Source organism: Salipaludibacillus sp. HK11 (assembly GCF_047795645.1).
Lineage (GTDB): Bacteria > Bacillota > Bacilli > Bacillales > Salisediminibacteriaceae > Salipaludibacillus.
The window spans coordinates 737262-763523 of the sequence record NZ_CP181045.1 but is presented as its reverse complement, the minus strand read 5'-3'; the positions used below and the strand labels follow the sequence as shown (position 1 = coordinate 763523).

Genomic DNA, 26262 nt, shown 5'->3' with positions numbered 1-26262 from the left:
AATGTGGCGACTCCTGTAAAATTACCGAGCCTGAGGAACCTTTCTTACGAACAATACAGGCACTGTACTCATGATTAATTAGGGGCTACTGAATAACTGAGAATACTGAACGTGAAAGTGGTTTCCACCTATTTTATCATAGTTACGTGCAAAGGAATGAACGCAATATGGCCCATAAACCTTGCACTTTAAAGAGTTTGGCCAGCTTTAAACACTAAGGATGCCTCTTTCATCGCGGAAAGCGAAGCCATGAAAGAGGCATCCAACTTTTATAAAAAATGGATCACCTTTGTAAATACCTAAGTTATTCAGTAGACCCTATTTACCAACCCATTTATTAGAAATTTATTTCTTTTCCATTACAGCAAAGTAATTTTCTTCATTATCGGCAAAGTTAAATACTCTACCAGAAGGCATATTTACAATCTCTCCGACTGTGATATTATTGCTTTGTAAATCATTAAATAGCTTTTCAAGATTTTCCGTAAACAACATTAAAGAAGGTGTACCAAGATTTAATTTAGGGTTCATTTTAGCAACGAATTCTTTATTGTGCAGAATGATACTTGTCTCAGCTTCTTTTGTTGGGGCTATTTCAATCCATCTCATTCCATGCTGATTATCTTCTTCAGAAATGACACTAAACCCTACTTTTTCTGTCCAGAATTTCACTGCCTCATCTTGGTTATTTACATACAACATAATTTGACCAACTTTATGAATCATTCCTTCCCCTCCTAAATGTTTTGGTTTATCGTTAATTTCTATATTTATGATGAATAATCCTTTTTTAATCTAAAATTATCCAAACTTTATATCAATCGGTAGTTTTATTATACGAAAAGTGCCTAGCACTGTTTGTAAATTCCCCTAATTAATATTTGACCCTGAAGTATGGATCAGGGTTGATAATATATGTAGGGAGAATCTTGAGAAAAGGAGGAAGGACAATGGATGGCCTCACTATTGGTAAGATCGCTCAATTATCACAGGTGAGCATTGAGACCGTAAGATACTACGAGAAACGGGGTCTTATTCCTAAGGCTACAAGAACTCAATCAGGATACAGAATTTTCACACGAAAGACTATTGAAGATATCCGTTTTATAAAATCAGCAAAAGCTTTAGGGTGGACACTAGAAGAAATCCGTCAAATCTTTGCGATTTATTATTCATCCGAAGAAATTGAGACATCCAGTATGTTTGCATTAGGTGAGGAAAAAATCAAAAAAATTGAAGAAAAAATAACTCAACTGCAGCTTCAAAAGCACTTATTGAAGAAGGTCTTACTCAAATCTAATACTCCTTCACCTCTACTCAAAGATCAATGTCCCGTCATAGAATCCATAACGAAAGGAGATCATGAGGATGGCCGCGAAGATTGAAGTGTTTACACAAAACCTTAATTCGGATTACCTCTTAATTGAAGAAGTAAAAGCAACAGCATGTTCAGAATGTGAAATGATGATATACCATGAAGGAGAAAACAATGAATTTGCTGAGAAAGTTGATCTTTATTCGATTCAACTTTTACCGTCCGTAGTCATAAACGGTAGAATTGTGGACCATAACAAATTGATTAAAGCAAAAAAATAAATCATGCAATACTGATTGAATATTCGGGTTTTTGGGTGAAAAGAAACATCCCTTGCGGATGGAGGCAGAGGAACAAGGTACCTGCTCCTCTGTCCTCCCTTCTTTACGATACAAATAAAATCATTCCCACAAAAGCGATAATCGGCAAGGCCGCCAATAGAGATTGTATTTAAGTAATTTTTTGATTGATTATAAATGTCAGGGATCGAAGCAATAAGCCTCCTCATGGAAATCACCCTAACTACAGTGAACAATAAAACACCCATTACTAATCCAAAAGAAATCACCACATCACTAATTTGTCCCGTCCCTTGAACTTCGTCTAGCTGAAGAAACCCAAAAACAATAAGTAGTATAGGAACAATTTCTATTATTGGTACTTTAATAAAAAACGCGATACTTCTTTTTGAAAATTATCTTGAGTGACTTTTTCTTTATCTAGAACTCGTTTCTCGAATGACTCTACTAATTTTTTATAAACAATAAACATTCCAATAACCGCTAAGTATGCAGCAATCACAAATAACCAAATTGGATTTCCCAATGCAATCACTCTTAATATTATTTAAATCTTAATAGGTTAGTTATTTCGAATTTTTTTGTTGAATGTCTCAACATATTTCTGGACGGGACACAGTGACAGGTAAACTGTCACTGACTTTCAGGACTCGGTACAATTCTCCCTTCCCCCTAAACTCGTTTAATCTACTGCTTTATTTGATAATTTTTAAAATATGAAACGAAAAACGAAAAGAATACGCGTACATACTTGTTTGTAAATGCTCGGGAGTCAAGTCTGGAATTAACAATAATACTAGAACTATAAAAATAACAGAAAGCCAAAGAATTTATTTATATAACCCTTTCCCAAACCCCATTTTTATATAAAAAAACAGTCTAATCATCATCTGTATTTTGCACAAAAGCCACTCTTTATCGAAAAAACATTACTTAATAGCTTAGTAGTTATCTTATTAACTAAATATAATAAGTAATCCAACTATCGAAGCTAAGATACCACCAACCCGATTTGCAATTAATGCAAGATCACTAGGCTCAGCATCACGTAGTTTCCAACCAATTTCTAGATACCAAGCTGCTTGCGGGAATATCGCCCCTAATAAACCAAATAAAATGATTACAACACCGAATAAAATACTTGATGAATTATTATTAGATCTAGTTGCAGCTCCATTCATTTGCTCAAATTTATCAATAGCCTCTTCTGCCAAAGTCATCTCTTCGCTTGTTAATTTTGCTGATCCACCACCACTCCCAATATTTCCTGATTTTTCATTAAAATATGTATGACCGTTTTCAAATTCAACTTCGTACCTGTAACCATTAGAGCGTTGCTCAAAGAATACATTTACTAGCTCTCCATTTGACAATTCAATTTCTTGTGGAGATTGTGCTAATGTATTTATTGATATAAAAAAACTAAAAAATATCATTACAATTACTTGAATGGTTAGTCTCATCAATGCTCCCCCTTACTAAAATATTCACCTACTGAACGTATACCTAATTTTAAATTACGAATACAACCCAAATAAGTTTCTTTGTGTAATCCTCCCCTGGAGTTTAACATAATTTCCAAATAATTGTTTAATTGAAGGAATATATAACCAATTATTAAAAAACTATTTACGGTAAAGCTCTCTTCTCCTCGCTTATTTTCCGCTTTTTTCATGCCGTAAAAGATTGTAAAACCTCAATTTTTTAATAAATAGAAATATTCTCTCTATAATGTTACATTCAGATAAAGTAAAATGAAATAAAATTAAAAAAACTTACAAACAGGAGAAGGTGTTTTCGATATGTCAAAGTTTAACCAATCAAAGTGGAGAGCTGTGCATGGTGCAATAGGGGCTGGCTGTGGCATACTATTATGGAACATGGTTCAAGGGAGACTTTCTGTTGCTCTTATCCTGGGTATACTAACAGGTATTCTAATAAGCTATTTATTAAATTTATTTTATATTAGATATAAGAAATCTAAGAATAATACAAATAGATAACTAGTTGGACGTTCTGCCCTGTACGTTTCAAGATCGGCTTCTGGAATTAAATAAATTTTCAATTATGCGATACTGCGTGCGGGGTATGTCATTTGATAAGGGAGCCCTGCTGTTTTAGATAGCTTATCCTTCTTGATTGAATTCAGCCCCTCTTGAATATGTTATATCGATAATAACTATTTTCATATTGGGGCTTTGAATTCCTTAATTTTTTGCATCAAACCTTAATAAATTTTTCGGAGGTAACTACTTATTATTTCGTTTATTAACTTCAATCGTAATGAACTCCGGTAAATAGTTGGGAGTACAACCTTTTGATACTTTGTCATCTTTGTAAAGACCCGTTTTCTCACCAAGTTTCATGCAACGTGCACGATTCTTTTCATCATAAACGCCAATCCACCCTGCGGTGAAATTCATAGCCCATTGAACTTCCGGTTCTTCCTGCTTAATATTAGCTTCTAATACAGCTAGCAACTCTGCGGTGTTATCAGGCGGTGTTTGTCCACTCCATCTCAATCGTCCTTGATAATACCAGAAAACTCGCCTTTGAAGAGCAGAAGGACTATTTTGCCATGACTCCATTAATGCAATTTTCCTCTTGTCTTTGGTGAGCTGATTAGCCATTAACCAATCCATTAAATTATTTCGCTCTTCAAAAGTGTGAGTCTGCATATCCTTATCGAGCTCATTTAGCACATCTCGAGAAAGAAGGTTTTTGTCCATAATTAAGATTGCTAATAGTCTGGGCAAAAACTCTTCGGTTGACCAAAGTTCCATAGCTAGTTCGTGATCTTTTTTTATGTCCTTCGCGATTTTTCGTAATTCGCCTAGCTTAGTTTTACTATTTATCTGAGTTAGAATGTTTTCTGCTTTTGAAGAGCGTTTTATTTCTGTACTTTTATTTTTACTCATTTAACACAACTCCTTTTTAAAAACTGTTTATCGCATTGATTATTGATAACCACACTTCATCTACTAATACTTGTTCAGGTTATTCTGCATAAAATCTGCAAATTTATCATTTTAACTATAACATTATACCCCTTTTAATTGAACGAAAAAAATAGCGTCTCTTATTAAAGAAACACTACTCGTTTGTGAAACAAGGATTAGTTAACATTATCTAAAGCTTCTCCAATCGGTGTAACTATCCCATCCATACTTATAGAGTTTTTCTTTTTACGATATTCTTCTAAGTCTTGTTCACTTTTATTGGCAGACCATTGTTGAAGAGTATCTCGTTCGCCTTCGTATGAGTAGAAAGGTACACTAAATCCACATGATGTTTTTACTGTATCAATCTTTGCATGAATAATTTGTCGGGCACCAGGAAGTAAGTCAAAATGTTTAGACATATTTGTCCATTCTGGCGTACCAGGTAATATTACACTACCACTACCATAAAGCCTTAAAATCATAGGTGGCCCTTCAAAAGCTAAGAACATAAAAGTAATTCTGCCGTTCTCTTTTAAATGTGCGCTTGTTTCATTCCCACTACCAGTTAAATCTAAATAAGCTACTTCATTTTGGGGAAATATTCTTAATACATCATGACCCTTTGGTGAAATATTAACATGACCCTCAGCTGTCAGAGGTGCTGAACCAACAAAAAAAATACGTTGTTTTCTTATAAATTCCTCGTGTTCTGGAAGTATTGCTGAATAAACTTTCCCCATAATAAATTCCTCCTCATTATTGTACAATAGGTAAGTCACCCAAAAATGCTTATTTCTTGTTCTATAACGTTGTGTTGAACTCCTTGTTATTCATTGCCACTAAACTCTAAAATATTTAAACCCTCGGATGCTTCTGGTGCTTCAAAAAATTTAGTGACATGAATAAACACCGTTTCCGTGTCAAAAGCTGCTCTTTCTGGTTGTTCGTTACGCCTTTGTGCAATTTGACGTAAGCATTGCTCGTTAGTTAGATTAAGGAAAATTAGTTGATGGTTTACATTGATCTCTGACGCCATATCCAAAAACCATTTTCGCAGTTTTTGAGTGTTAGCTGGAAAATCCATCACTACATCTGTACCGACACTCAATATGTTTTGAACATGCTTTTTCACCAACGGCTTGAGCTGCGCTGAGAATTTAAGATAGTCCTCAAATGATGCGATCTGATTTGGGTAAAGAGATGAAAGCCATTCATCCTCAGACAACAGCACCGCATGTTTATCTATCGCCAATTGTTTTGAATTAGTTGATTTTCCTGCCCCCATTTTTCCACAGAAAAAGTATAGCGTCCCCAATTGTTTCATTTTTTTAACCCTCCTTGCTTATTTAGTGGTTGTTGCCCCATCCTATAAAGATATTTATACTCTTTTTCTTAGAGAAGTAAAATGTTAATTGAAGTGTCCTGATTACGATAGCTAGCAGTATTCTTTTTGATCACAACGACTGTTTTACAAATATATGAAAAGATACAAAGTGTATTCGAAACCAACAGTTATCCAAAGTTTTTATGAAACCACCAAACAACAAGAATCATACTCACTATTCCCCATGCAGTGGTACTCACTATCCACCTAATTACAAATCTAGCTTTTGTTGAACTTTCCTCGCTTTCTGTATTCGCTTTTATAAAAGCGACCTTTCTTTCCATCCCTCTTTTCATAGAAACGAGAGCAACAAAACCGGTTATTACGAAACCAATAGTTATCCAGAGTAATAAGTCCATCTTTTATACCTCCTTTTTTTGTGTATTCCTTTCCGTTCAATCTTCTTTATTCAAATATCGTGCCCGATTTGTTGATTAAACAAAAATTTTATATTATAAACACAGCAGGTAAAAGAGTCCCAACAACACACAGCGACATACCAATGGTTGCAAGAGCCTTTCCATTTTGATTAGAGATTTCTACTTCTCGCAATCCTAAAAATCCAACAACAATTCCGATAACTCCTGTTATAAGACCAAAAGCCGTGATAAGTGATATCAAAATAGAAAGTATGCCCTATATCAAAGCTAAAATAGATTTACTGTTGACCATCCTTCATTCAATTCTATTACTTCCCTTCTCTATGTTTTTTAGGTTATGCCTCGTTAGTGTTCGTTCAATAACAGATACAACTCCAAATTAAATATAAATTTATGAGATCCCCATTTATTTAATAATGATCTCCAATAATTGAGTATGAATTAAATTAATTAAGATTTTCATAATAGTTTTTATTAATATATTTCTTTTTAAGAATAAGATTAAAAGTAAAACTGCTATGCTAAATACTGATAAGACAATTCCAGCAGTTCCTCCTATAAAAAACAAAAACTCTTTATTTTCTATAATTCAATTTTAACATATAATGACAAAAATCTGTTTTTTAGAATAAAATTCATATTATAGTTTTTAATGACTCAGGAATTAGTAATAATATGGTAATATATGAAATGTGCAATATATCTATAAAATACTTGAACCCATGTATTCTATAGATTAGAAGGGGGATGGATTATCAGCCATAGGGAGTTATAACCGATGCTTAAATCGAAATAAATTGAGTAAAGCTATCATTATAGATTTCGGAGGTTAGTTTCTTATGTCAAATGAAATTCTAGTTTGTCCTTCATGTGGTAGTGATTCTATGAAAAGTGGAGTATTAGACAGTGTATATGCAAAGGTGCGGCCAATCAGTAATGACATACTAAAAACACTAGGCTCACCACTTCTGTTTACCTTTTGCGGGATATGTGGAGAAGTAGTTTCAACGAAGGTTAAGAATCCCGATAAATTTTAGTTATTTAGCAATAAAGGTGACTTCTCCCAATGCATTTAAGCACTAGGAAGCAGTCACCTTTATATCTATACGTTATTTCGATAACCGAAGGAAGCAGGAGAACCGTCCCCTTGCTTTTACCTCATCTCCAGGTTTTAGATAGACTTGTTTTCTGGTGGATACCCTAAAATAACGCCGGGCCCAATGCTTCAAAGCACTGAAGGCCAGGTACCGCAAATTAATCTTTTTAAACTTCCAATGCTTCAACTACTTTTAATGCTGTACTTTCACTTGATTGCGGATTTTGGCCTGTTACTAAAATGCCATCTCGAATAGAATGGACTGCCCAATTTTCCACTTTAACAAAGTCCGCTCCTTTTTTACGTAACTCAGTCTCTAATAGGAAAGGCATCATTTTATCCATTTGCATTTCCTTTTCCTCCTCATCAGTAAAGGCGGAAACTTTCTTTCCTTTTACTAAAGGTGTGCCGTCTTTGTATGTTACATTCACTAATCCAGCAGGACCATGACAGACAGAACCAATAATTTTATCTTCTTCTGCAAACTGTTGTAAAACCGATAGAAGTGTTTCATTATTAGGGAAATCAAACATTGTCCCATGACCACCTGGTAGAAATACAGCATCAAAACCTTTCACATCATCTAATGACAGCTTTAATGTATTTTCTAACTTTTTTTCTGCTTCTTTCCACTCGGGTTTATCTTCTATACTGTTTGGGTCTAGCGCTACTTCGCCTCCAGATATGCTTGTTACTTTAACGTCATATCCTTTATCTTTAAATAGTAAATATGGGACCGCAAATTCTTCCAACCACAGTCCAGTTTTATGATCCTCTGTAATTGTTGTATGATTTGTTACTATCATCAATACTTTTTTAGCCATTATTATTCCTCCTGAAAATAATTATTACGTTATACGTTCTTATTGCTGAAAGCTAACTTCATATTGCTTTGCAATTCCTACAGAAGCTAGTACTTTTTTTCGTTCCCTGTTCTAGCATTGACTAAACTCAGTTCATCTAACCAGACACAGGAAACAAGATCACTGTCCCACGACTATGTCGGGACGAGGCTTAGGAGTAATATGGTAAAATATGATATATATACAAAAGAAGTGGAGGTTATATATTTTGAAACTAGAAAGGCTATTATCCATCATTATTCTATTACTGAACCGTCGTATGATGCCGGCTAAGGATTTGGCTGAGCGGTTTGAGGTATCGATTCGGACGATATACCGAGATATTGACGCAATTAATGCTGCTGGTATCCCGATCGTCACCTATCAAGGAACAAACGGTGGCATTGGTTTGGCAGAAGGGTACCGCTTAGATCGAAATCTGCTAACAAATGACGAGTTTGCTGCTATCGTTACCGCTCTCCGTAGCATCTCAACTTCATATGGCAAAGAGCAAAATCAACAACTAGTAGAAAAAATTAATAGTGTCATACTGCCAACACACGCAGAAGAATTCCACCATAAGACAAATAGCGTCCTAATCGATTATTCAGCATGGGATGGTATGGAACATCTCCGACCGAAATTACAATTATTAAACGAAGCATTAGATACTTGTGTATTGGTTAACTTCACGTATTCGAATGCAGAAGGTAACGTTTCCGAGCGCACAGTTGAGCCACATACACTCATTCTCAAAGGAAGACAATGGTATCTACAAGCTTATTGTTTAGAAAAAAACGAGTTCCGCCTTTTTAAACTAAAAAGAATGAAAGAACTAGCGAAAAATCGTGAAAGTACCTTTATTCGTCGAGATCCCCCTTCTCTGGAGTATATCGAAGGAAAGAGTAAATTTAATGTAGATAAAATACAAGAGATTGTCATACGATTTCAAGATGACGTTCGTCATGTAGCAGAAGAACTGTTTGGCATCGAAGAACTTTTGCCATTCGAGGATGGCAGTTGGCTAGTTAAAAAGGCTTATCCGGAAGATGAATGGCTCTATAGCTTCATTCTTAGCTTGGGACATCGTGTAGAGGTACTTGAACCTAAAGATTTACGTAAAACTATTGCTAATCGCGCTGAAAAAATTGCAAAAATATATAAAAATCATAAAGTAACTTGACAGTCAGTTGTCAGGTTTATTGTTTTATACTGGTTTCATACTTCAAAAAAGGAGAATGATGAAAGATGAAACGAATCGAGCCTACCAGAATCAAGGAATTACCCGCATTCACTTTAGCAGGAATTAGTACGATTACAACAAATGATGTCGAACTAAGTAAAGACGGAAAAATTGGAAAGTTATTTGAACAGTTTTATTCGCAAAATATTGGTAAGAAGCTAGGTGTTGATATACAAGAAAGTGGCCATTACAGCTGTTACTTCAACTACGAACAGGAAGATAAAGGACTATATGAAGTAATGGTCAGCGTACCTGTGCAGGAAGCTAAACAGATTGAAAATCTAAATATGATAAACACATACACTGTTCCCTCTGCAAAATATGCTGTATTCGTCACAGAACGCGGGAAGATTGTAGAGATGGTGCAACGTACTTGGGCTGATATTTGGCAATGGTCGCAACAACCAGGTATTCAACGAGCATACACTGGTGATTTTGAATATTATAACAAAGATATTCTTCCAGAGGACGGGCAAGCAGAAATATATATTGCGATAAAATAGCTCTATGCTATACAAGACGACCTTTAAAGTGGAACACCTGATTTTTCAAAAAAGGATTGATGACTTTGAGTGTCATTGGAAATACAAAGGTTGAGGCAGTTTTCGAACAATATCCGAAACACATTCAGGCGAAAATATTGAATCTTCGCCAGTTAATTCTCGATACAGCATTAGAGATTGAAGGTATTGATTATCTGGATGAAACACTGAAATGGGGAGAGCCTAGTTATCTCACAAAAAAAGGGAGTACGATTAGGATAGGTTGGAAACAGTCAAATCCAGATCAATACGCTTTGTATTTTAACTGTAATACTCGGCTAGTCGATACGTTTAAAGAGGTTTATGGCGATTCTTTCAAATATGAGGGGAATCGAGCGATTGTATTTGCTGCAATTAATGAAATTCCATTAGATGATTTGAAACAATGTATTACGTTAGCACTCACTTATCATACTCGAAAGCATTTACCATTGCTCGGGATGTAGATAATTGATGATAAAATACTTCATGAAAATAGAGGGGACTTTACTCCTGCTTTAATCTTGAACCCTGTCTTAAATTTTCTTACTATAAGGGAGAAAATAGACTCTCTAAAATCATTTATATTATTTAGGAAGGAAAAGATACTGAAAAGGAGTGGGGACATGGGCCGACCTACATCAAAAGAAGAGTTAATTGAAGTAGGAAACACAAAATATAAAAAGCTATGGGAGTTGATTGATTCACTTAAAGATACAGAACAGAACACTACATTTGATTTTTCCAAGGATGAAACGAGAAAAGAAGCCCACTGGGCAAGAGACAAGAACTTAAAGGATGTTCTCACTCACCTATATGAATGGCACCAGTTGTTACTTAAATGGATTAACTCAAATCAACAAGGAGTTATAAAACCTTTTTTGCCGGGACCATATAATTGGAGAACGTACGGTGATATGAATGTGATGTTTTGCAAGGACCACCAGGATACAAAGGTTGAGGACGCTAAGCTAATGATTAATGAGAGTCACTACAAAGTAATGACTATTATTGCGACATTCACAAACGAAGAATTATTCTTTAAAGGAAGTTTTTCGTGGACTGGCTCGACTACACTTGGTAGTTATTGTGTATCGGCAACTGCAAGTCACTATGATTGGGCGACGAAAAAATTAAAAGCTCATATCAAAAACTGTAAAAATATAAACAGTTTGAGATGAAAGGTAGACATTAATAGCTTGTTCAGAAGACCCGAAAGTTAATATGACTAACGTATTCGAGGGACAGGTCCCTTGTCCCTCGGTCAAGTCACGATAATGTAAAGAACTCTCATTCCTCCCATGAAATATATAAAGATAATGGATCATGCCTCTAATTCACCAATATGGAGCAATTTAATGCGAGTTTAAGCTCATTCCACAAAGTCACCTTGAATAAATTCCTCATCCCGATTGAAGTTAATTCGTATACTTTTTGACTCGCTCAGATCAGAGAAGTCTGGAACATGAAAATGAATATGCGGTTCACTGGAGTTCCCAGAATTTCCAACGAGTCCAAGCAAATCACCCTCCTTGACTTCATCCCCTTCTTTCATTTCAATTGACTGGTATTTGAAGTGAGCAAGTTGACTGATTTCTTCGTTACCATGATCAAGTATGACATAATTACTATAAGGCTCTTCTTCATTCATTTCACCAACCGGCTCATTATCTTGCACATCATTTTCCACACGAACTACTGTCCCATCAGCAGGAGCCAGGTATTCCTTTCCAAATGCATTATAGCTTTCATTTAGGGCGGGATATCCTTCATAGGGATATAGGTGTATGCTTGTCAGCAACAATGACTTCATCAACTATTGATCTCCATTTAATATGACACGAATTTTCAGCATTCAATAAGCTCCTCTTTAAAAACACATTACAAAAATTACTGCTTCCTCCACCCGGTTAGTACAACTTTGCATCCAAAAATAATATACCGCAACAGCGCAAAAATCTTCTTTAACAATTGATCCCTTCATTACTTCACAACTACTTATGCAATAGTTACACATTTTAGTAGAACTTCTCGCACAATTGAATATTTATATACAGTTTATCATCAATTGTTAATAATTATTTAACAAGGGTAATATATCCAATTTTAAAAGGTATTTACGGAAAAGCTTTCGTCTCTCCGTTTCGCGATGTCAAAAAAATACCTGTCTCAGTGCTATCAAGCATCAGTGAACAGGTACCGATAAATAAGTATTATAGGGACATTTTCTTAAATGGAAGAGGTAGGATTTTAAGTAATCGACATTTTTTTCTGGGAGTATGATAAGATTTCCGGCAGTTTTAATTGGAAATAATATTAGGATAACAATTTCAAAGAGCAGCACTCAAGGGACGCAGTGCCTGTCCCACTGTCCCTATCTTCCTTTGACTAACATCTCGTTAATTATTTCGCGATTTCGGTTTTTAAAAATCTCATTATGCGATGAGACCATTCCATTTTTCCTTGCATCAGGTTCAATAAGTAGTTTGGCCTGATTGACTGCATTTGCAGCATCCTGAAACGCTCCCGCAATTAAACGTAATTTCCCATCATGCTTAAGAATATCACCAGCTGCATAGATGCCAAGTTCTGAAGATTCGCTCAAGGGATTGCCGGAGACGAAGTATTCATCTGCAATGTCAATGTCGACTTCACTATTTTCAAGCAATGCCTTATCTCGTTCAAAGCCATGATTGACGATGACCTCATCAATTAGTAAAGGTTCGACTTTTCCTGTTAGATGATTCGTTAATTCTACACGCTCAATCATTTCTTGATTTTCGCTTGCAATCAGTTTAGTAATCGATGTATTAAACAGACATGTCGCAGAGCTATTCAATAGTTGACTCACCTGGGCTTCATGCCCTGAAAGTTCGTCTTTCCTATAAGTTAAATAAACCTTTTTGGCGATTGGTTCCAATTCATTCGCCCAATCAACTGCCGAATTTCCTCCACCGGAAATAATGACGGTTTTATTTTTAAAACGCATCAATGATTTTACTGTGTAATTTAAATTAGAAACTTCAAATCTTTCTGCACCCTCTAAATCAATTCTTTGTGGTTCCAATATCCCTCCACCAACAGCTACAATAACGGTTTTCGTATAATGTTTAACTCCTGAAGCATCATGCAATACAAAAATACCTGAGTCCTCTCTTGCAATAGACGTTACTTTTTCATTCAATACAACTGTTGGATTAAACGTTAATCCTTGTTCAACCAATTGATCGATTAAATGCTCCCCTAGCAGAGGAGTTAGGCCACCCACATCCCAAATCATTTTCTCAGGATACACATGAATTTTACCACCCAATTGGGATTGGAATTCTATAATCTTCGTTTTCATCTCACGAAGTCCACTGTAAAATGCTGAGAAAAGCCCAGCTGGGCCCCCGCCTATAATCGTTATATCATAAATTTCATCATTTTCCATTTCATATCCACTCCTTAAATTTAGTGTATATCCATACGTATAATAGAGTTCATCTAGCTTTATGTTAGCTACACCTAATGAGGACGAAGTAATTAAACCAAAAAAAAGAGTGATTACCCTTGCAACTAAAATGAATTTAACAGTAAATGATAATGATTATCATTTTCACTCACTGTTAAAAGGTTACCTTATTTTACTCATATAATCAAGATGCATTTTAATAAAACAATCCATTAGATGAATGAATTGACCTACATTTCTCGGCCATTTTATTTCCCCATTAAATCTACGAGTTCACTCAATAAACGTTCACGTGTAATTGGATCATCAAAGTTCCATTTTCTGTCTAAAAATATCACATTTCCTTCTTCTACGGCGGGAATGGATTGCCATACACTGCTGTCTGTCACCACTGTTTTTTCTTGTTCTTCCGCGAGAACGAAAATCCAGTCGCCAGCATAATCAGGTAGTACTTCCTCTGACACTTTAACAAATCGTTCATTTGCCTCGATCAATTCCTGAACCTTTAAAGCTGGTTTATAACCAAGTACATCGAAGAGTGTGACCGCTATTCCCCGATTCCCCATAACAAAAAGATCTTCCCCGATCACAAGCATGACCGAAGCTGTCACTCCTTCATTCTGATCAAGTTCTCCCATTACATCCTCAGCCTTTGCTTCATATGTAGCTATCCAGTCCTCGGCTTCCTTCTCCTTGCCCGTGAGATCAGCTAGGAGGCGAAGACGATCATACATACTCATGTTTGAATCGAAAGCCACTGTTGGAGCTATCTTTGACAGCCGGGAATAGCTATCGGCATAGACGATACCATCTATAAGGATCAGATCGGGATCAAGTGTCACCATTTTCTCAAAATTAAATTCCCCTGATCCAAGATCCTCAATATCCTCAAGTAACTCTGGATAAACAACCTGCGATTCGATAACAGTCAACGAAGCTCCGACGGGATAAACACCCAATGTCAGTAAATCTCCGGGAGTTGAGCTCAAGATGACGACTCGCTCAGGTGATACAGGAATTTCCACCTCGTTTTCTAAATAATCGTTAAAGGTGCGAGTGGTTATTGGGTCTGATTCGGTTAATACCTTATTTGAGGCATTGTCGGATTCGTCTTTCACCTCATTCATATTCGTCGCACCTGAGCATGCGCTTAACAATAATGTAAGACTAAGTATTATAGTAATTCCTGTAACTAGTTTTAAATTTCTATCCATTCAAAGATCTCCTCTTTTTTTAAAAAATTTTAAAGAATAGAGCATCCCATATCTGTTACTGCTTTTATTGCGGACTAACGTAATACTGCTTCTTTCTTTTCCAAATCCTCATATGAAGAAGAACCGTGTGTAACAATTAATGGTCGATTAGTTACTGTATCCTTGATGACTGAAGCGTTTACTCCGAACACTTTTAACAATAAATCAGGCGTCATAATATTCCAAGGTTCTCCTGAAGCAACCACTTTCCCCTCCTCGAGTACCACCATATGGTCTGAAAAGGAAGCCGCATGGTTTAAATCATGCACAACCATTAATACTGTAATTTGATGTTCCAAGTTCAATCTTTTTATAAGCTCAAGCACCTCGTATTGATGACCAATGTCAAGAAAGGTTGTAGGCTCATCCAATGCTAGAATCGAAGTTTCTTGTGCAAGGGCCAGAGCTAACCACGCTCTCTGACGTTCCCCGCCTGATAATGTATCAACATCTCGATCCTTTAATGCTGTGAGTCCAACACGCTCAATAGCTTTGTCAACCGCTTCATGATCCTGATATTTCAGCATACGAAGGGCACCTACTTGAGGATACCTTCCTTGTTCAACAAGCTCTTTGACTGACAAATACGGAGGTGCAGATGGGCCTTGTGGCAAAATGGCCAATTTTTTGGCAATCTCGCGGGAAGAATAGCTGAAAAGATCTGCCCCTTCGATTATTATCGAACCACCGCTTCGTTCGAGCAACCTGCTGCAAACTTTGAGCAAGGTAGATTTTCCAGAGCCATTACGTCCAACCAGGGCAGTAATCGCTCCTTTCATCACTTTCAAATCTACATGATGCAACGCAGTTTTTTCTCCATAAGTTGCCGAAAGATTTTGTCCTTCCAAAGCTATATCTTGATAAGATCTATCTTTCATTACATGAACCTCCTAAGCAAATCACCTTTTTTTCAAAAATATATACAAAAAGAATGGGGATCCCAATAAAGCAAGATATATACCTACGGGTAAAGTGGTCGATTGAAATGAGATCCCCAATAGATCTCCAACGATCTTGGGATGAAAGTTACGGGCAACAAAATCAGCGAATAAAACCATGAACCCACCTGTTAAAGCAGCTGTTGGAACCAGTCTTCTTAAGTCACTGCCTACAAACGGTCTAACCAAATGAGGTGCGACGAGCCCAACAAATCCGATTCCTCCAACAATACTAACTGCCGATGAGGTTAATAAAACTGCTGCTATTAATACGATGATTTTAGCGCGATTGCTTCCTTCCCCCATTCCTGCCGCAACATCCTCTCCAAGGTGTAATAAATTCGCTTTGGGAATCGCAATGAATATCAATGGAATTGAAATTAGTACAGCAATAGCAAATAAATTGAATTGAGTCCACGTAATGAATGAAAGCGAACCGACAAGCCACGAAACTAGTGCTTGAGTATTTTCTCCTCCGAGGAGTAGAGTTACAGAGGTTACGGCACTAAGAATTCCTCCAACGAGAACACCCATCATGATCAAACGTAAAGAATTAGACTTTCCATTCCTTTGACTTAGAAACCAAGTTACCAGTCCTGCAATCAAACCCCCAATAGAGGAAATAACTGGTAAAGTATACGATATCCATTGGGTATTCATAGCTGGGCCAAATGAAATCCATACTACGGCAGCAGTGACTGCGCCTTGAGTCACCCCGGTAATTTCAGGGCTTGCCAAGGGATTGCGAAACAAAGCTTGTAGTAAAACACCAGCGATTGCTAATACAACACCAACGCCCATAGCCATGAGTGCCCTTGGCCAACGTGTATTCATGATGACATGCTCCAGATTTGATGCTTCTTCGGTAACAGTCAGTAATTTAAAGAATCGAGCAGGTGTCATCGACATCCCACTAAAACTAGTCATAATTGAAATCCCTATTAAAATGGTACAAAGGAAAAACAAAGTAATTATCAAAATAACGCTTCGTTTTCTCCTCATGCTCGATTCCCCCTAGTTCGACCCACAACGGCAATGGCGCAAGGTCCGATAATCAAGATTGTCCAGACCCCGGCAGGAACTTCTGCAGGGAAAAATAGTAATCTACCAATGGTATCTGCGATCGTCAGAAGCACCACACCAAATAGGAAGGAAAGTAGCAGAATTTTGCGTGAATCACTACTGCGAAGCATACCTCGAGCTATATGCGGTGCAAATAAAGCAATAAATGACACTGGTCCGATAGTCGCGATAACTGGAGAAATTAAGATCATTGCAATAAGTAACAAGAACATTCGAATTCGAAAAGGGTTTAGTCCCATACCAGTCGCATGGTCATCTCCAAGCTGTAATAGATTCAATGCTCTGCCGCTTAAAAATGCCAAGCTTAATCCAACAATCAACCAAGGGGCTAGCATGATTAAATCATTCCAACTTGAACCGGATGCAGAGCCAATCACAAAACGAAAGTATCCAGCAAGACCCACAGATTTATCCGGAGGTGCCAGTAATACGAGTGCGGTTGTAAAAGTACCTATAAAAGACGAAACAATTGCGCCACATATGATCACTCTAATCGAACTGCGATTCATTCCGCTCAATAACAATACTGCAATTCCTGCCAAAGAGCCGGAGATTAAACACAGAATCGGAAGCGGTATATTCGGCATCAACTCAGGATAAATGAAAGAAAAGGCGACAATAAACGATGCACCTTGAGACACCCCCAACAAACCGGGATCGGCCAATGGATTTCTTAAAGAATCCTGAAGTAATACACCCGCTATTCCCAAAGCACCTCCACAACAAATGACGAGTAACATTCTCGGTAAACGGAGTTCATTAATTAGAAAATGTGCCGTATTTTCGGAATCCGTTGCAAACAAAGCATTCCATAAATCTAGAAGTGGAACATTAGGAGCACCTCTCGTGAGATTCCAAATAACAATCAGACCGATGGTAAATAACAATACAAGAACAATACGGATAAGTGGTTGTGTCGAAAGTAAAGTGAATGTATTATTCACTTTTTTCTTTAAAACATCTATCATTCTTTATTAATTAATGGACTATTTAAAGGATTGAACTCCCATCCATCTCCTGGATGGGGGATCTCTGAATTGACAATATAATGTCCATATTCCTGAAGTGCATGTGTCATTCCTCTTAAACTGCAACAATAATAGCGATTTCCATCTGCTTCGTACATATTGCCATCGGTCACTGCTGACAGCCTTTGCCAAATGACATCTTCACGTTCTTCAACGTCACCCATGTAGACAATCCAATCCGGATCAAGCTCCAAGACAGCTTCTGCGTTTATTTCTCCTCCAACAATCCCTGAAGTGTCCTCTATTCCTGTATCAATACATTGCCCTAATCCATTTTCACTAATAATCTCGCAAAAAATTTGATCTGAGTTCAGTAGATAATAGTTATCAGTGGCATGTCCAAATTGTATGGTGATTTGGGTATCCGTAAGATCGCCTTCTGATTTTTCACTCAAGTTTTCAACGATGTTCTCAAATCTTTTAATAGCCTGTTCTGCTTCATCTTGTTTTCCAACAATCTCTCCCATAATCTGATAATTTGCATAGTACTCATCTAGACCTCTTAACTCCGATGAATTGAAGCCATGTAAGTAAAATACTGGCGCCGCTACCTCTAGAGCATCATCATCAGGAGAAGCTGGACCTCGCTTGAAAATCACATCAACTTCAGTAGCTGCCCATTCCTCCGCATCCTCACCATCACGTATTTGATGTTCAGGAGGCCCATCTGGAAAAGCCATGGCAGTTGTTAATATATCTTCCGTGGCAGACGATGCATGTGGGATAACACCTATGTCTGCTAAAATTTCCGCACAACCCATCCAATGACATCCAATTTTAGGTACTTCATTAAAGGTATGCTCCTTACCTGAGGCATCCGTCATCGTTAATGGATACAAGCTTTTCTCTTCGTTATTGTTCTCCTCATCTATTCCTTCATCATTCTCAGTTGAAGTTGACTCCTTATTCGTCATTTCGAGTGAATCTTCTGCTGTTTCTTCATTGTCGCCACATGCGACTAATACAACTAACATGAATAGAATAATACCTTTGAGCATTGCTTTCATTTATGTATTCCTCCTAATTTTTTAAAAAATATAGTCCTTCCATCCTCTCGTACTATCACGTCCTCTTGCTTTTGATTTTGATACGCCACGTAGCATATTAATTCTAAAAAATTACTGATAATGATTATCAGTATCAATGATAATTGTTATCATTTAGTTTGTCAATCCTATATTTGGGGACAGGTCCCTTGTCACTTTCCCATCTGCTCCAAAACCAAAAAACCTTTGAATCTCTCTTCCATCAAGATTCAAAGGCTCCCCTATGCTCGTTCAATATTCTACTTTTCCAACTTGATTTTCATGGTTCACAGGGACAGTGAACCTGTGTACTGCCTCATTGTTTTTTCATTGTACTTATTCTTTCTTTACTTCAAGTGGTAGCTTCTCATTTCGATATTTTTCTAAGATGACAATGACATTCTCAATTTCGCTAGACGATAATTGATCTAGCTTTTCCATTTCGCCCTTTAGATACTTAATGGTTGTGGTTGAATTCGTTTCATCCTCATTTTTTATGAAAAATGTTGCAATAGACCCTGTTACCATCCCGATCATACCAATTCCAACAAACATTAATACGACTGCAACCATTCGCCCGATTCCTGTTTCTGGAGATATATCTCCGTAGCCAACCGTGGTTGCCGTTACAAGGGACCACCATAGAGCATCTTGGTATGTTTCAACAGATGTCTCAAAAAAATGAATTGGAACTGATGAAGCAAAGATTAATCCTGTTGTAATTCCAAGAACTTTATCTAATCCATTTGTGTTTAGAATCACGAAAATTGGTTGCATAAATTTCTTCCCTATTAAAACCATTCTCATTACGCGGAATAACCTTACAAATCTCGCTAACTGGAATATCGCATCAAACGGAATAATAGCAATAAAATCAAAAGGATTCTGTTTTATATACTCCCACTTATTCTCAGCTCTTATAGTTCTTACGGCAACGTCTAAAATGAAAATGAACAGTACAATACGATCTAGCATTAATATTGCCTGGTTGTCTGACCAAATAATAAAAATTGATATTAATGCTAAGGAGAACAAAACTATTTCATATGCCACAACTAGCTTTTTCAATACATTCGCTTCCTTTCAATCTTCATTCAGACTAGATACTTTGTCCATTCATATATTTCTACAAAAAGTGAGGATATTCCTTTCAACCATACAAATAATAATGACTATTTTTTGAACTTAACTGAAACAAAACGTCCCCATCATAAATCTTCTATCACAATTCGCCATACATCGTTCAAAGCTAATACTCCTACCTTCTCCAAAAACAAAATACTCTGAATCTCACTTCCACCAATATTCAAAATTCCCCTAAGCTTGTTCAACGTTCTGCTATTCCATCTTGATTTTTACAAATGATCCGAACTTTATGACCCATAAATTAAATCCCCCTAATAAAACCATTTACTGGTATTTTATGCTAAAATTAAGCAATATTATCCGAATGAAAGGTACCTTCAAAAAATTTTAAAATGATATTCTTGAGCCTCAATGACTACTTCCAATTTAGGTCAATCTCACCATAGGCTTTAATTTCTTAATAGCAGTTGAATTAGCAAGGAGGTAAGCATGTTATATAAAAGAAAAGTAATCAGTATTATTATTTTGCTGGTAGCATTTGCAGCTATTTTTTTTACTATTTATGATAACTACTACAGGGGAAATAATAATGAAGAATTATTAGCCAACTACTTAGATAATGACGGCATAGATTTAATTGAAGAGGAAAGCATCTATAAAGAAGTTGATAGTGCTGGTTCTGTTCCAGGTAAATTTGCTCATGATTTAGAAGTAGAAACATGGGATGGAGAAAGTCTGGAAATTTCTGATTTTAAAGGAGAGTTTTTAATTATAAATTTTTGGACTTCATGGTGTAGCCCATGTCTAAAGAAATTACCTGATCTTATTGATTTTCATGAAAATAATAAAAATGCAGATATATCTATATTAAGTATAAATATTACTGGTCTTGAAAGAAATTTAGATGATGTGTATGCTGTGATTGAAGATTTTAATATTCCTTTTCCTACAGGAGTAGATCATAGTAAACAATTTGAAGAAAAATACAATTTACATTCCACACCTACCACTTTCATTATTGACCCAGAAGGAAGAATTAGCGATATAAGAATTGGTTACTTTCAATCCGAAGAAATGTATCAACTGATAGCAGATGCAAGAGATAGATATTCGAATTAATGCTAATTTTGTAAGGAGTTGACTATATATGGATTTTTTATTCATTTTAGCTTTAGGTATTGTTTTAGTAACAGGTAGTTTTATTCTTTTTGTAAGATATAGAAGTGGGTATCTATTTTTTTTATTAAGGTTTTTCCTTATGTTTTTCGGAGTTGGCCTTATTTTAAAAGCTGCGGTAACTATGTTTGGAGTTTAAAGGTAAACGTAAAATAACACCTACCTCAATAGTAGGTGTTATTTTACGTTTACTATGGACAGAGGGACAGATCCCTCTGTCCATATAGTTTTTAAATGTTTTACTTTATTTTATGTAAATTAGGTTTGACATATCCTACAATTTGTTATATATTTCTAATATAAAGTTATATATTTCTAACACAGGATGGTGAGTGATTATGAACATTAAGTTATTTGGGTTAGCAGTTATTTCTCTCGGTGTAGTGATTGGAATGTTATATCAAATTGTTTATTTATTTCGAAACAATGACAGTTTATCAGCATCACTTTTATTAATTGGATTAGTAAGTTTTATTGGATTTATATCAATAATTTTAAAACGAATTTTGTCTGAACTAAAACAGGGAATCTCATTTGAAGATGAACGTTCTAGAAAAATTAAGTTACATTCAGCAGGAACAGCATACTTTTATTCCTTATATATTTGGATTGGTTTACTCGCTTTTCAAAAATACTTCACTAAAGATGATATTTTGTTATTAGGATTAATTGGGATGGGTTCAACCTTATTTATATCTTGGATCATTACCAAGAACAAGAAAGGCTTAGAATAATGAAGACAAAGATTAAGGAATATAGAGCAAAGCATAATTTGACTCAATTAGAGCTTGCAAAAGCAGTTGGTGTAAGAAGAGAAACGATTAGTTTTTTAGAAAAAGGTGAATATAATCCATCCTTAAAACTTGCAATTAAAATTGCTCACAAGTTTCACATAACTGTAGAAGATTTATTTATTTTTGAAGATAGTGATTTTGAATAAACCCTCGATTTTTGGAAAGTGTAAGGAAAATGTTTAAGAAGAAAAAAAGGAAAGATATCCTCAATTCAAATAGGAGTATTTATCTTAATTGTAATTTCTAATAATTTTTTCAAGCAAAACTGCTTCATATTAACTACTCATAACGGCGTAGAATTGGCCTTATCATGACGGAACAGGGTCTTGTTTCAAAGTATACCGTTACCCAATATAAGTATTTTTCATACAGAATGGAACGAAATTAAAAGAAATGTGTTTCAAGAATTTATTCAACAAACTCGTCCTTGTAACCTGGACACAGGGAAAAGTTCACAGGCCCCGACACTTTCGGGGCCTGTGGTGCGTTGTCCCAATGTCTCCCCCTTATTCAGGTAACATAAATTAATAGATACTTTATAGACACGCAATATCTATAAAGAGCACAAAAATAAATGGTTTCTTTGTTTTCTGCGCGACGAGCACATATAAAGAATCTGCCAGGAATTCTATTTCCCTTTTCGTAGAGCTACTAATTAAGACTGCTCTTTATTTCCGTTAAATTTTTCTTCAATTAGCGCAGCATTTACAGCCATCGCAGCCATGCTCCCTTCCGCCGCTGCGATAATTAATTGCGAAGGACCAGGAATTCGTGAATCTCCGCAAGCAAACACGCCTTCCACATTCGTGCGCTGCCAATTATCTGTTTCAATTCCGCCCTGCTCGTTTAATGTGTATCCGAGGGAAGACTCAAAAGTAGCTGCCTGCACCCATTCCGCCGTAATAAACCCTCCTTCCCGAAGCACAGCCGATCCATCATCAAACTGAATCTTTTCAAGAATTCCAGCTTCACCTACCACAGAAGCAATCTTCTTTTCATTAATGTTGATTCCTTTGCTTTTCAACAATTGTTGTTCCTCCAGCGAAAGTGCATTACTGCCGTTAGTACAGACAATTAAATCGTTCGTCCAATTCGACACCATTTTCGCCATATGGAACGCCTTCTGATTATTTGCGATAACTGCCAGCGACCGGTCCCTTAATTCCCAGCCATCGCAGAAGGGGCAGCTGAACAGGCTTTTTCCGTAGAACTCTTTTACACGCGAGATATCCGGAAGGACTTCCTTAAAGCCGGTTGCGAGAATGATCTTTCTCGCAAAGTATACGTCACCATTTTCTGTCTTCACTTGAAACAAGTGATTTTCCTTATTTATTTGGAGAACCCGTTGTTTTTCGATAGTGACGCCCGGGTACTTGCTTAATTCTTCCTCGGCGATTCTTTTGAACTCCTGTGGGTGAATACCGTCCCGTGTAATAAATCCGTGCGACTCTGAGGTTACCGCGTTTCTCGGTTTATTGTCATCAAACATGATCATTTTGCGCCTTGACCTTCCAAGTACCAAAGCAGCGTTAAGCCCCGCGGGTCCCCCGCCAATAACAGCACATTCTAGCATCATCTTATTCACTCCTTTTCAAATATAAAATTATTCTTTTTCTTCTTTCTGTTGGAACTCCACCTGCTTTGCAATATCGATCAGAAGCTTCGAAGCAAGTTCTTCTTTCATATTTGCTTCTGCCTCTCTCATGACGTTTTCAATCAAACAACCTTCGCGGTGAATAGAGCAATCGAACAAGTTTGTGTCGCCTTCAATCGCTTTGATCACATCCAGAAAGGAAATCTCATGTCTCGTTCTGGATACTTTATAACCTCCTTTCGCACCAGGAGTCGACTCTATTAAGCCCGCTTTTGTGAGCTTCGTTAATATCTTTGATAAATACGTCGGGGAAAGTTGTTGCATTTCGGCTAGTTCTTGAACTCCCACCGTGCTCCCCATAGGCTGTAACATTAAATGGACCATCGTATGCAGGCCGTAATTTGTCGCGTTTGAATACTTCATAAATAACCACCTAACTTTAAAAAAGATATTAGAGATTCTTATTGTCTTTAATGTAGATGAATTTATCACTAATGGAGAAATAAGTCAACAGAAAAGAAAAGATTCCTGTCCCCCGGTACTCTAAAGTTATACCGCATTTTGGGCAGGAACCTTTTATTTTTTATTTCGACTATCGAAAGAAGCGCGAGAACCGTCCCGCGCTTCCTAGAAGTTATTAAGCAAAGTACGGACTTCATCGGTTGATTTTGTGTTCATCAATTGATTTCTTAATCCACTCGCTCCTGGAAACTCACGGACATATATCTTAAAAAAACGATGAAGCGTTTTAAATGGACGAGCTTCAAATTCCTTTGAATAGTGATCATGTAGGTCAAGATGTTGCCTTAAGAGATCTAGAAATTCCTCACTACTATGCTCTTTCGCTTGTTTTTCAAAGGCAAATGGATTTTTAAAAATACCACGCCCAATCATCACCCCATCAACACCGTATTTACGAACAAGCTCCAAGCCAGTTTGACGGTCAGGAATATCGCCATTGATTGTCAATAGTGTATCTGGTGCGAGACGATCACGGAGTTTCTTAATCTCCGGAATCAGTTCCCAATGAGCATCAAAGTCGCTCATTTCCTTTTTCGTACGCAGATGAATAGAAAGATTAACGATGTCTTGCCTGAATAAGTGAGTAAGCCAGTCGTGCCATTCCTCTACAGCCGTGTAACCAAGCCTTGTCTTCACACTTACAGGCAATCCCCCTGCTTTTGCTGCTTGTATCAAATCAGCTGCAACTTCTGGGCGACGGATAAGACCGCATCCCTTCCCATCTGCTGCGACATTGGGTACTGGACATCCCATATTGATATCCACACCACGAAAACCTTCTTCTGCCATCCCAATACTCATTTGGCGAAAATGTTCGGGTTTATCCCCCCATATATGGGCGACAATTGGTTGTTCATCTTCTGTAAAAGCTAAACGGCCACGAACACTTTGGTGCCCCTTTGGATGACAATAACTGTCCGTGTTTGCAAATTCTGTAAAAAACACATCAGGTTTAGCTGCTTCACTTACTACATGGCGGAAAACTACATCTGTTACATCTTCCATTGGTGCCAATATAAAAAATGGCCGTGGTAAATCACGCCAAAAATTTTCTGTCATAGTCACATTCAAATCCTCTCATTATCGGACATCTGGACAAACCGTGATGTCCACACCAATTAGAAAAACTTGGCTTATCGCCAAGTCCCGGCGAAAGCCTTAGTTTTTTTTATACTTTAGTCCTTTATCAATGTTTAACTTAAAGTAAAATAAAAAGCAAAGATATCCCCTGCTTCTTTTATATTTATACCATGTAATATTAACAAATTAAAGTGCAAAAAAATAGCAACACTATCTAGAATCATAGAGGATGGATCTTAATCGGAAGTTTTAAAAGAAAAAAGTACCTAGATCCCTATACTTTAAAGCTCTGGGGGCACCACAAATCTAGAGTTTGTGAAGTTATGTTCTTAAACTAACCGGCAGTTTTCTTCAATGCCTCATACGTTTAACTAATAAAAGAAGAACAAGTAGTAATCACCATTTAAAAGCATCTTGTTCTTCATAATCTATTTTTTATTCAATGCTATGACGGTTTAATAGGTACACATATTTCGCAATAAGGATTACTAATCATATCTCCAATGTATTTTTCCATAATTGGTCTGTTATCGATTTTGTATTGACTATTCTGTAATGATTGAAAAATTTCTGCATATGCTCTTTGAATATCATCTGCTGTATGTTTTACTTCATAGATAAGATACTTCCCACCAGAAAGTTCCCCTTCAAGAACTGAATCATCCACTTGATAATCATTTTGAATGACAATGCAAGCATCAAATCTACAGTTATCAGGAAGTGTTGTTTCTGGATTATCTAGTGGAACTGCAAATAAAATTGCAGATTCAAGAAGATTTTTTTCCTTAGCCCATCTTTTTAACTTCTCCATTACTTTAATATTGGCAGGCCCATATTGACCAACTCGTCGAATAAAAGCAATACGATGCTTCTGAATTGTTTCTACTTTAAATTTCATTATTTTTCTTCCTTTCTTATCTAGTTTTATTTGATACATACCGAATGTAGCACGCTATAAAAATATATACACTTTAATTTTTAAAATTTATTAAAATGAGTCAATTTCATAATGCATTTTCTGAATAAAGTCAGAAGCGCAGAATATCAAAAGTACTCTTTTAAAAAATCGTCACTTTAAAAGCTAGTGTTGATAGTTGAAAACTTGCTCGCTTGCCGCAGGCAATGCTTCAGCTAATCGGGGGAAACCGCCCCGATGGATCTTCAGCTATTGCTTTTCCTGCAGGCGTCTCACAGATTTTCAACATCA

32 protein-coding genes are annotated in these 26262 nt (G+C 36.6%); 10 read left to right on the top strand and 22 right to left on the bottom strand.

All coding sequences use genetic code 11. The features are described 5' to 3' along the window. Positions 1 to 345: 345 nt before the first annotated feature. Entirely contained in the window at positions 346 to 726 is a 381-nt protein-coding gene (locus tag ACM26V_RS04050; protein ID WP_416150172.1) for a VOC family protein, read from the bottom strand. A gap of 224 nt (positions 727 to 950) precedes the next feature. Between ACM26V_RS04050 and ACM26V_RS04045 the strand changes: the two genes are divergently transcribed. Beyond that, entirely contained in the window at positions 951 to 1385 is a 435-nt protein-coding gene (locus tag ACM26V_RS04045) for a MerR family transcriptional regulator (RefSeq protein WP_416150171.1), read from the top strand. Continuing rightward, positions 1369 to 1596, top strand: a complete 228-nt coding sequence (locus ACM26V_RS04040) for a glutaredoxin (protein WP_416150170.1) — start codon at positions 1369 to 1371, stop codon at positions 1594 to 1596. The genes ACM26V_RS04045 and ACM26V_RS04040 overlap by 17 nt, the downstream gene beginning before the upstream one ends. Before the next feature lie 370 nt (positions 1597 to 1966). Here ACM26V_RS04040 and ACM26V_RS04035 read toward each other — a convergent pair whose 3' ends face one another. The 9 genes from ACM26V_RS04035 to ACM26V_RS03995 form a co-directional block, all read right to left on the bottom strand. Then, the gene (locus ACM26V_RS04035; RefSeq protein WP_416150169.1) at positions 1967 to 2140 is read right to left on the bottom strand and encodes a hypothetical protein; all 174 of its coding nucleotides are present in this window, start codon (positions 2138 to 2140) and stop codon (positions 1967 to 1969) included. 430 nt (positions 2141 to 2570) lie between these two features. Beyond that, positions 2571 to 3077 (bottom strand): DUF6199 family natural product biosynthesis protein, encoded by a 507-nt coding sequence (locus tag ACM26V_RS04030; RefSeq protein WP_416150168.1) that lies wholly within the window; start codon positions 3075 to 3077, stop codon positions 2571 to 2573. Next, positions 3077 to 3289 (bottom strand): hypothetical protein, encoded by a 213-nt coding sequence (locus tag ACM26V_RS04025; RefSeq protein WP_416150167.1) that lies wholly within the window; start codon positions 3287 to 3289, stop codon positions 3077 to 3079. Before ACM26V_RS04025 ends, ACM26V_RS04030 begins: the two co-directional genes overlap by 1 nt. Before the next feature lie 574 nt (positions 3290 to 3863). Continuing rightward, complete coding sequence (locus ACM26V_RS04020) at positions 3864 to 4532, bottom strand: DNA alkylation repair protein (protein ID WP_416150166.1); 669 nt, start codon at positions 4530 to 4532, stop codon at positions 3864 to 3866. Between the two features lie 197 nt (positions 4533 to 4729). Continuing rightward, positions 4730 to 5296 carry a pyridoxamine 5'-phosphate oxidase family protein gene (locus ACM26V_RS04015; protein WP_416150165.1) on the bottom strand — a complete coding sequence of 189 codons (567 nt, stop codon included), beginning with the start codon at positions 5294 to 5296 and terminating at the stop codon, positions 4730 to 4732. Positions 5297 to 5382: 86 nt separating this feature from the next. Beyond that, positions 5383 to 5880 carry an AAA family ATPase gene (locus ACM26V_RS04010; RefSeq protein ID WP_416150164.1) on the bottom strand — a complete coding sequence of 166 codons (498 nt, stop codon included), beginning with the start codon at positions 5878 to 5880 and terminating at the stop codon, positions 5383 to 5385. 188 nt (positions 5881 to 6068) lie between these two features. Beyond that, the gene (locus ACM26V_RS04005) at positions 6069 to 6299 is read right to left on the bottom strand and encodes a hypothetical protein (protein WP_416150163.1); all 231 of its coding nucleotides are present in this window, start codon (positions 6297 to 6299) and stop codon (positions 6069 to 6071) included. An 88-nt stretch (positions 6300 to 6387) separates the two neighbouring features. Beyond that, a complete protein-coding gene (locus ACM26V_RS04000; protein ID WP_416150162.1) occupies positions 6388 to 6561 on the bottom strand; it encodes a DUF4190 domain-containing protein in 174 nt (57 codons plus the stop codon). A 1022-nt stretch (positions 6562 to 7583) separates the two neighbouring features. Then, complete coding sequence (locus tag ACM26V_RS03995) at positions 7584 to 8240, bottom strand: type 1 glutamine amidotransferase domain-containing protein (RefSeq protein ID WP_416150161.1); 657 nt, start codon at positions 8238 to 8240, stop codon at positions 7584 to 7586. Between the two features lie 247 nt (positions 8241 to 8487). On the opposite strand from ACM26V_RS03995, the gene ACM26V_RS03990 reads away from it, so the two are divergent. From ACM26V_RS03990 to ACM26V_RS03975, 4 genes are all read left to right on the top strand, one after another. Next, complete coding sequence (locus ACM26V_RS03990) at positions 8488 to 9441, top strand: helix-turn-helix transcriptional regulator (protein ID WP_416150160.1); 954 nt, start codon at positions 8488 to 8490, stop codon at positions 9439 to 9441. Positions 9442 to 9506: 65 nt separating this feature from the next. Beyond that, the gene (locus ACM26V_RS03985) at positions 9507 to 10004 is read left to right on the top strand and encodes a GyrI-like domain-containing protein (RefSeq protein ID WP_416150159.1); all 498 of its coding nucleotides are present in this window, start codon (positions 9507 to 9509) and stop codon (positions 10002 to 10004) included. Positions 10005 to 10069: 65 nt separating this feature from the next. Next, a complete protein-coding gene (locus tag ACM26V_RS03980) occupies positions 10070 to 10489 on the top strand; it encodes a DUF1801 domain-containing protein (protein ID WP_416150158.1) in 420 nt (139 codons plus the stop codon). Positions 10490 to 10648: 159 nt separating this feature from the next. After that, positions 10649 to 11203, top strand: coding sequence for a ClbS/DfsB family four-helix bundle protein (locus ACM26V_RS03975; RefSeq protein WP_416150157.1), 555 nt, complete (start codon positions 10649 to 10651; stop codon positions 11201 to 11203). 191 nt (positions 11204 to 11394) lie between these two features. Here the strand turns inward: ACM26V_RS03975 and ACM26V_RS03970 are convergent, their stop codons facing one another. The 8 genes from ACM26V_RS03970 to ACM26V_RS03935 form a co-directional block, all read right to left on the bottom strand. Beyond that, positions 11395 to 11835, bottom strand: a complete 441-nt coding sequence (locus ACM26V_RS03970) for a M23 family metallopeptidase (RefSeq protein ID WP_416151784.1) — start codon at positions 11833 to 11835, stop codon at positions 11395 to 11397. A 561-nt stretch (positions 11836 to 12396) separates the two neighbouring features. Continuing rightward, complete coding sequence (locus ACM26V_RS03965; RefSeq protein ID WP_416150156.1) at positions 12397 to 13455, bottom strand: NAD(P)/FAD-dependent oxidoreductase; 1059 nt, start codon at positions 13453 to 13455, stop codon at positions 12397 to 12399. A 269-nt stretch (positions 13456 to 13724) separates the two neighbouring features. Next, on the bottom strand, positions 13725 to 14690 hold the full coding sequence (locus ACM26V_RS03960) for an ABC transporter substrate-binding protein (RefSeq protein WP_416150155.1): 966 nt from the start codon (positions 14688 to 14690) through the stop codon (positions 13725 to 13727). 74 nt (positions 14691 to 14764) lie between these two features. Further along, positions 14765 to 15607, bottom strand: a complete 843-nt coding sequence (locus tag ACM26V_RS03955; protein ID WP_416150154.1) for an ABC transporter ATP-binding protein — start codon at positions 15605 to 15607, stop codon at positions 14765 to 14767. A 21-nt stretch (positions 15608 to 15628) separates the two neighbouring features. Further along, the gene (locus ACM26V_RS03950; protein WP_416150153.1) at positions 15629 to 16669 is read right to left on the bottom strand and encodes a FecCD family ABC transporter permease; all 1041 of its coding nucleotides are present in this window, start codon (positions 16667 to 16669) and stop codon (positions 15629 to 15631) included. Further along, entirely contained in the window at positions 16666 to 17718 is a 1053-nt protein-coding gene (locus tag ACM26V_RS03945; RefSeq protein ID WP_416150152.1) for a FecCD family ABC transporter permease, read from the bottom strand. The genes ACM26V_RS03950 and ACM26V_RS03945 overlap by 4 nt, the downstream gene beginning before the upstream one ends. Next, positions 17715 to 18785, bottom strand: a complete 1071-nt coding sequence (locus ACM26V_RS03940; RefSeq protein ID WP_416150151.1) for an ABC transporter substrate-binding protein — start codon at positions 18783 to 18785, stop codon at positions 17715 to 17717. Before ACM26V_RS03940 ends, ACM26V_RS03945 begins: the two co-directional genes overlap by 4 nt. A gap of 354 nt (positions 18786 to 19139) precedes the next feature. After that, entirely contained in the window at positions 19140 to 19871 is a 732-nt protein-coding gene (locus tag ACM26V_RS03935) for a potassium channel family protein (RefSeq protein WP_416150150.1), read from the bottom strand. 507 nt (positions 19872 to 20378) lie between these two features. Between ACM26V_RS03935 and ACM26V_RS03930 the strand changes: the two genes are divergently transcribed. The 4 genes from ACM26V_RS03930 (at position 20379) to ACM26V_RS03915 (ending at position 22005) form a co-directional block, all read left to right on the top strand. Continuing rightward, positions 20379 to 21008, top strand: a complete 630-nt coding sequence (locus ACM26V_RS03930) for a TlpA family protein disulfide reductase (RefSeq protein WP_416150149.1) — start codon at positions 20379 to 20381, stop codon at positions 21006 to 21008. Positions 21009 to 21036: 28 nt separating this feature from the next. Then, positions 21037 to 21204: a hypothetical protein gene (locus tag ACM26V_RS03925; RefSeq protein WP_416150148.1), complete on the top strand. Its 168-nt coding sequence runs from the start codon at positions 21037 to 21039 to the stop codon at positions 21202 to 21204. A 199-nt stretch (positions 21205 to 21403) separates the two neighbouring features. Further along, positions 21404 to 21799, top strand: a complete 396-nt coding sequence (locus ACM26V_RS03920; protein ID WP_416150147.1) for a hypothetical protein — start codon at positions 21404 to 21406, stop codon at positions 21797 to 21799. Beyond that, positions 21799 to 22005 carry a helix-turn-helix transcriptional regulator gene (locus tag ACM26V_RS03915; protein ID WP_416150146.1) on the top strand — a complete coding sequence of 69 codons (207 nt, stop codon included), beginning with the start codon at positions 21799 to 21801 and terminating at the stop codon, positions 22003 to 22005. Before ACM26V_RS03920 ends, ACM26V_RS03915 begins: the two co-directional genes overlap by 1 nt. A gap of 509 nt (positions 22006 to 22514) precedes the next feature. On the opposite strand, the gene ACM26V_RS03910 is transcribed toward ACM26V_RS03915, so the two are convergent. The 4 genes from ACM26V_RS03910 to ACM26V_RS03895 form a co-directional block, all read right to left on the bottom strand. Continuing rightward, on the bottom strand, positions 22515 to 23435 hold the full coding sequence (locus ACM26V_RS03910; protein ID WP_416150145.1) for an NAD(P)/FAD-dependent oxidoreductase: 921 nt from the start codon (positions 23433 to 23435) through the stop codon (positions 22515 to 22517). A gap of 27 nt (positions 23436 to 23462) precedes the next feature. Continuing rightward, positions 23463 to 23876, bottom strand: a complete 414-nt coding sequence (locus ACM26V_RS03905; RefSeq protein WP_416150144.1) for an RrF2 family transcriptional regulator — start codon at positions 23874 to 23876, stop codon at positions 23463 to 23465. 204 nt (positions 23877 to 24080) lie between these two features. Next, positions 24081 to 25034: a tRNA dihydrouridine synthase gene (locus ACM26V_RS03900; RefSeq protein ID WP_416151783.1), complete on the bottom strand. Its 954-nt coding sequence runs from the start codon at positions 25032 to 25034 to the stop codon at positions 24081 to 24083. A 466-nt stretch (positions 25035 to 25500) separates the two neighbouring features. Then, entirely contained in the window at positions 25501 to 25953 is a 453-nt protein-coding gene (locus tag ACM26V_RS03895; RefSeq protein ID WP_416150143.1) for an AraC family transcriptional regulator, read from the bottom strand. Positions 25954 to 26262 lie beyond the last annotated feature (309 nt).

Coding starts and splice junctions, on each gene's coding strand:
- ACM26V_RS04050 (WP_416150172.1), bottom strand. CDS start 726: ATGATTCATAAAGTTGGTCAAATTATGTTGTATGTAAATAACCAAGAT.
- ACM26V_RS04025 (WP_416150167.1), bottom strand. CDS start 3,289: ATGAAAAAAGCGGAAAATAAGCGAGGAGAAGAGAGCTTTACCGTAAAT.
- ACM26V_RS04020 (WP_416150166.1), bottom strand. CDS start 4,532: ATGAGTAAAAATAAAAGTACAGAAATAAAACGCTCTTCAAAAGCAGAA.
- ACM26V_RS03930 (WP_416150149.1), top strand. CDS start 20,379: ATGTTATATAAAAGAAAAGTAATCAGTATTATTATTTTGCTGGTAGCA.
- ACM26V_RS03920 (WP_416150147.1), top strand. CDS start 21,404: ATGAACATTAAGTTATTTGGGTTAGCAGTTATTTCTCTCGGTGTAGTG.
- ACM26V_RS03950 (WP_416150153.1), bottom strand. CDS start 16,669: ATGAGGAGAAAACGAAGCGTTATTTTGATAATTACTTTGTTTTTCCTT.
- ACM26V_RS03905 (WP_416150144.1), bottom strand. CDS start 23,876: ATGAAGTATTCAAACGCGACAAATTACGGCCTGCATACGATGGTCCAT.
- ACM26V_RS03970 (WP_416151784.1), bottom strand. CDS start 11,835: ATGAAGTCATTGTTGCTGACAAGCATACACCTATATCCCTATGAAGGA.
- ACM26V_RS04040 (WP_416150170.1), top strand. CDS start 1,369: ATGGCCGCGAAGATTGAAGTGTTTACACAAAACCTTAATTCGGATTAC.
- ACM26V_RS03910 (WP_416150145.1), bottom strand. CDS start 23,435: ATGATGCTAGAATGTGCTGTTATTGGCGGGGGACCCGCGGGGCTTAAC.
- ACM26V_RS03960 (WP_416150155.1), bottom strand. CDS start 14,690: ATGGATAGAAATTTAAAACTAGTTACAGGAATTACTATAATACTTAGT.
- ACM26V_RS03965 (WP_416150156.1), bottom strand. CDS start 13,455: ATGGAAAATGATGAAATTTATGATATAACGATTATAGGCGGGGGCCCA.
- ACM26V_RS03895 (WP_416150143.1), bottom strand. CDS start 25,953: ATGAAATTTAAAGTAGAAACAATTCAGAAGCATCGTATTGCTTTTATT.
- ACM26V_RS03900 (WP_416151783.1), bottom strand. CDS start 25,034: ATGACAGAAAATTTTTGGCGTGATTTACCACGGCCATTTTTTATATTG.
- ACM26V_RS04005 (WP_416150163.1), bottom strand. CDS start 6,299: ATGGACTTATTACTCTGGATAACTATTGGTTTCGTAATAACCGGTTTT.
- ACM26V_RS04010 (WP_416150164.1), bottom strand. CDS start 5,880: ATGAAACAATTGGGGACGCTATACTTTTTCTGTGGAAAAATGGGGGCA.
- ACM26V_RS03940 (WP_416150151.1), bottom strand. CDS start 18,785: ATGAAAGCAATGCTCAAAGGTATTATTCTATTCATGTTAGTTGTATTA.
- ACM26V_RS03915 (WP_416150146.1), top strand. CDS start 21,799: ATGAAGACAAAGATTAAGGAATATAGAGCAAAGCATAATTTGACTCAA.
- ACM26V_RS03995 (WP_416150161.1), bottom strand. CDS start 8,240: ATGGCTAAAAAAGTATTGATGATAGTAACAAATCATACAACAATTACA.
- ACM26V_RS04030 (WP_416150168.1), bottom strand. CDS start 3,077: ATGAGACTAACCATTCAAGTAATTGTAATGATATTTTTTAGTTTTTTT.
- ACM26V_RS03925 (WP_416150148.1), top strand. CDS start 21,037: ATGGATTTTTTATTCATTTTAGCTTTAGGTATTGTTTTAGTAACAGGT.
- ACM26V_RS03945 (WP_416150152.1), bottom strand. CDS start 17,718: ATGATAGATGTTTTAAAGAAAAAAGTGAATAATACATTCACTTTACTT.
- ACM26V_RS03955 (WP_416150154.1), bottom strand. CDS start 15,607: ATGAAAGATAGATCTTATCAAGATATAGCTTTGGAAGGACAAAATCTT.
- ACM26V_RS03985 (WP_416150159.1), top strand. CDS start 9,507: ATGAAACGAATCGAGCCTACCAGAATCAAGGAATTACCCGCATTCACT.
- ACM26V_RS04015 (WP_416150165.1), bottom strand. CDS start 5,296: ATGGGGAAAGTTTATTCAGCAATACTTCCAGAACACGAGGAATTTATA.
- ACM26V_RS04045 (WP_416150171.1), top strand. CDS start 951: ATGGATGGCCTCACTATTGGTAAGATCGCTCAATTATCACAGGTGAGC.
- ACM26V_RS03975 (WP_416150157.1), top strand. CDS start 10,649: ATGGGCCGACCTACATCAAAAGAAGAGTTAATTGAAGTAGGAAACACA.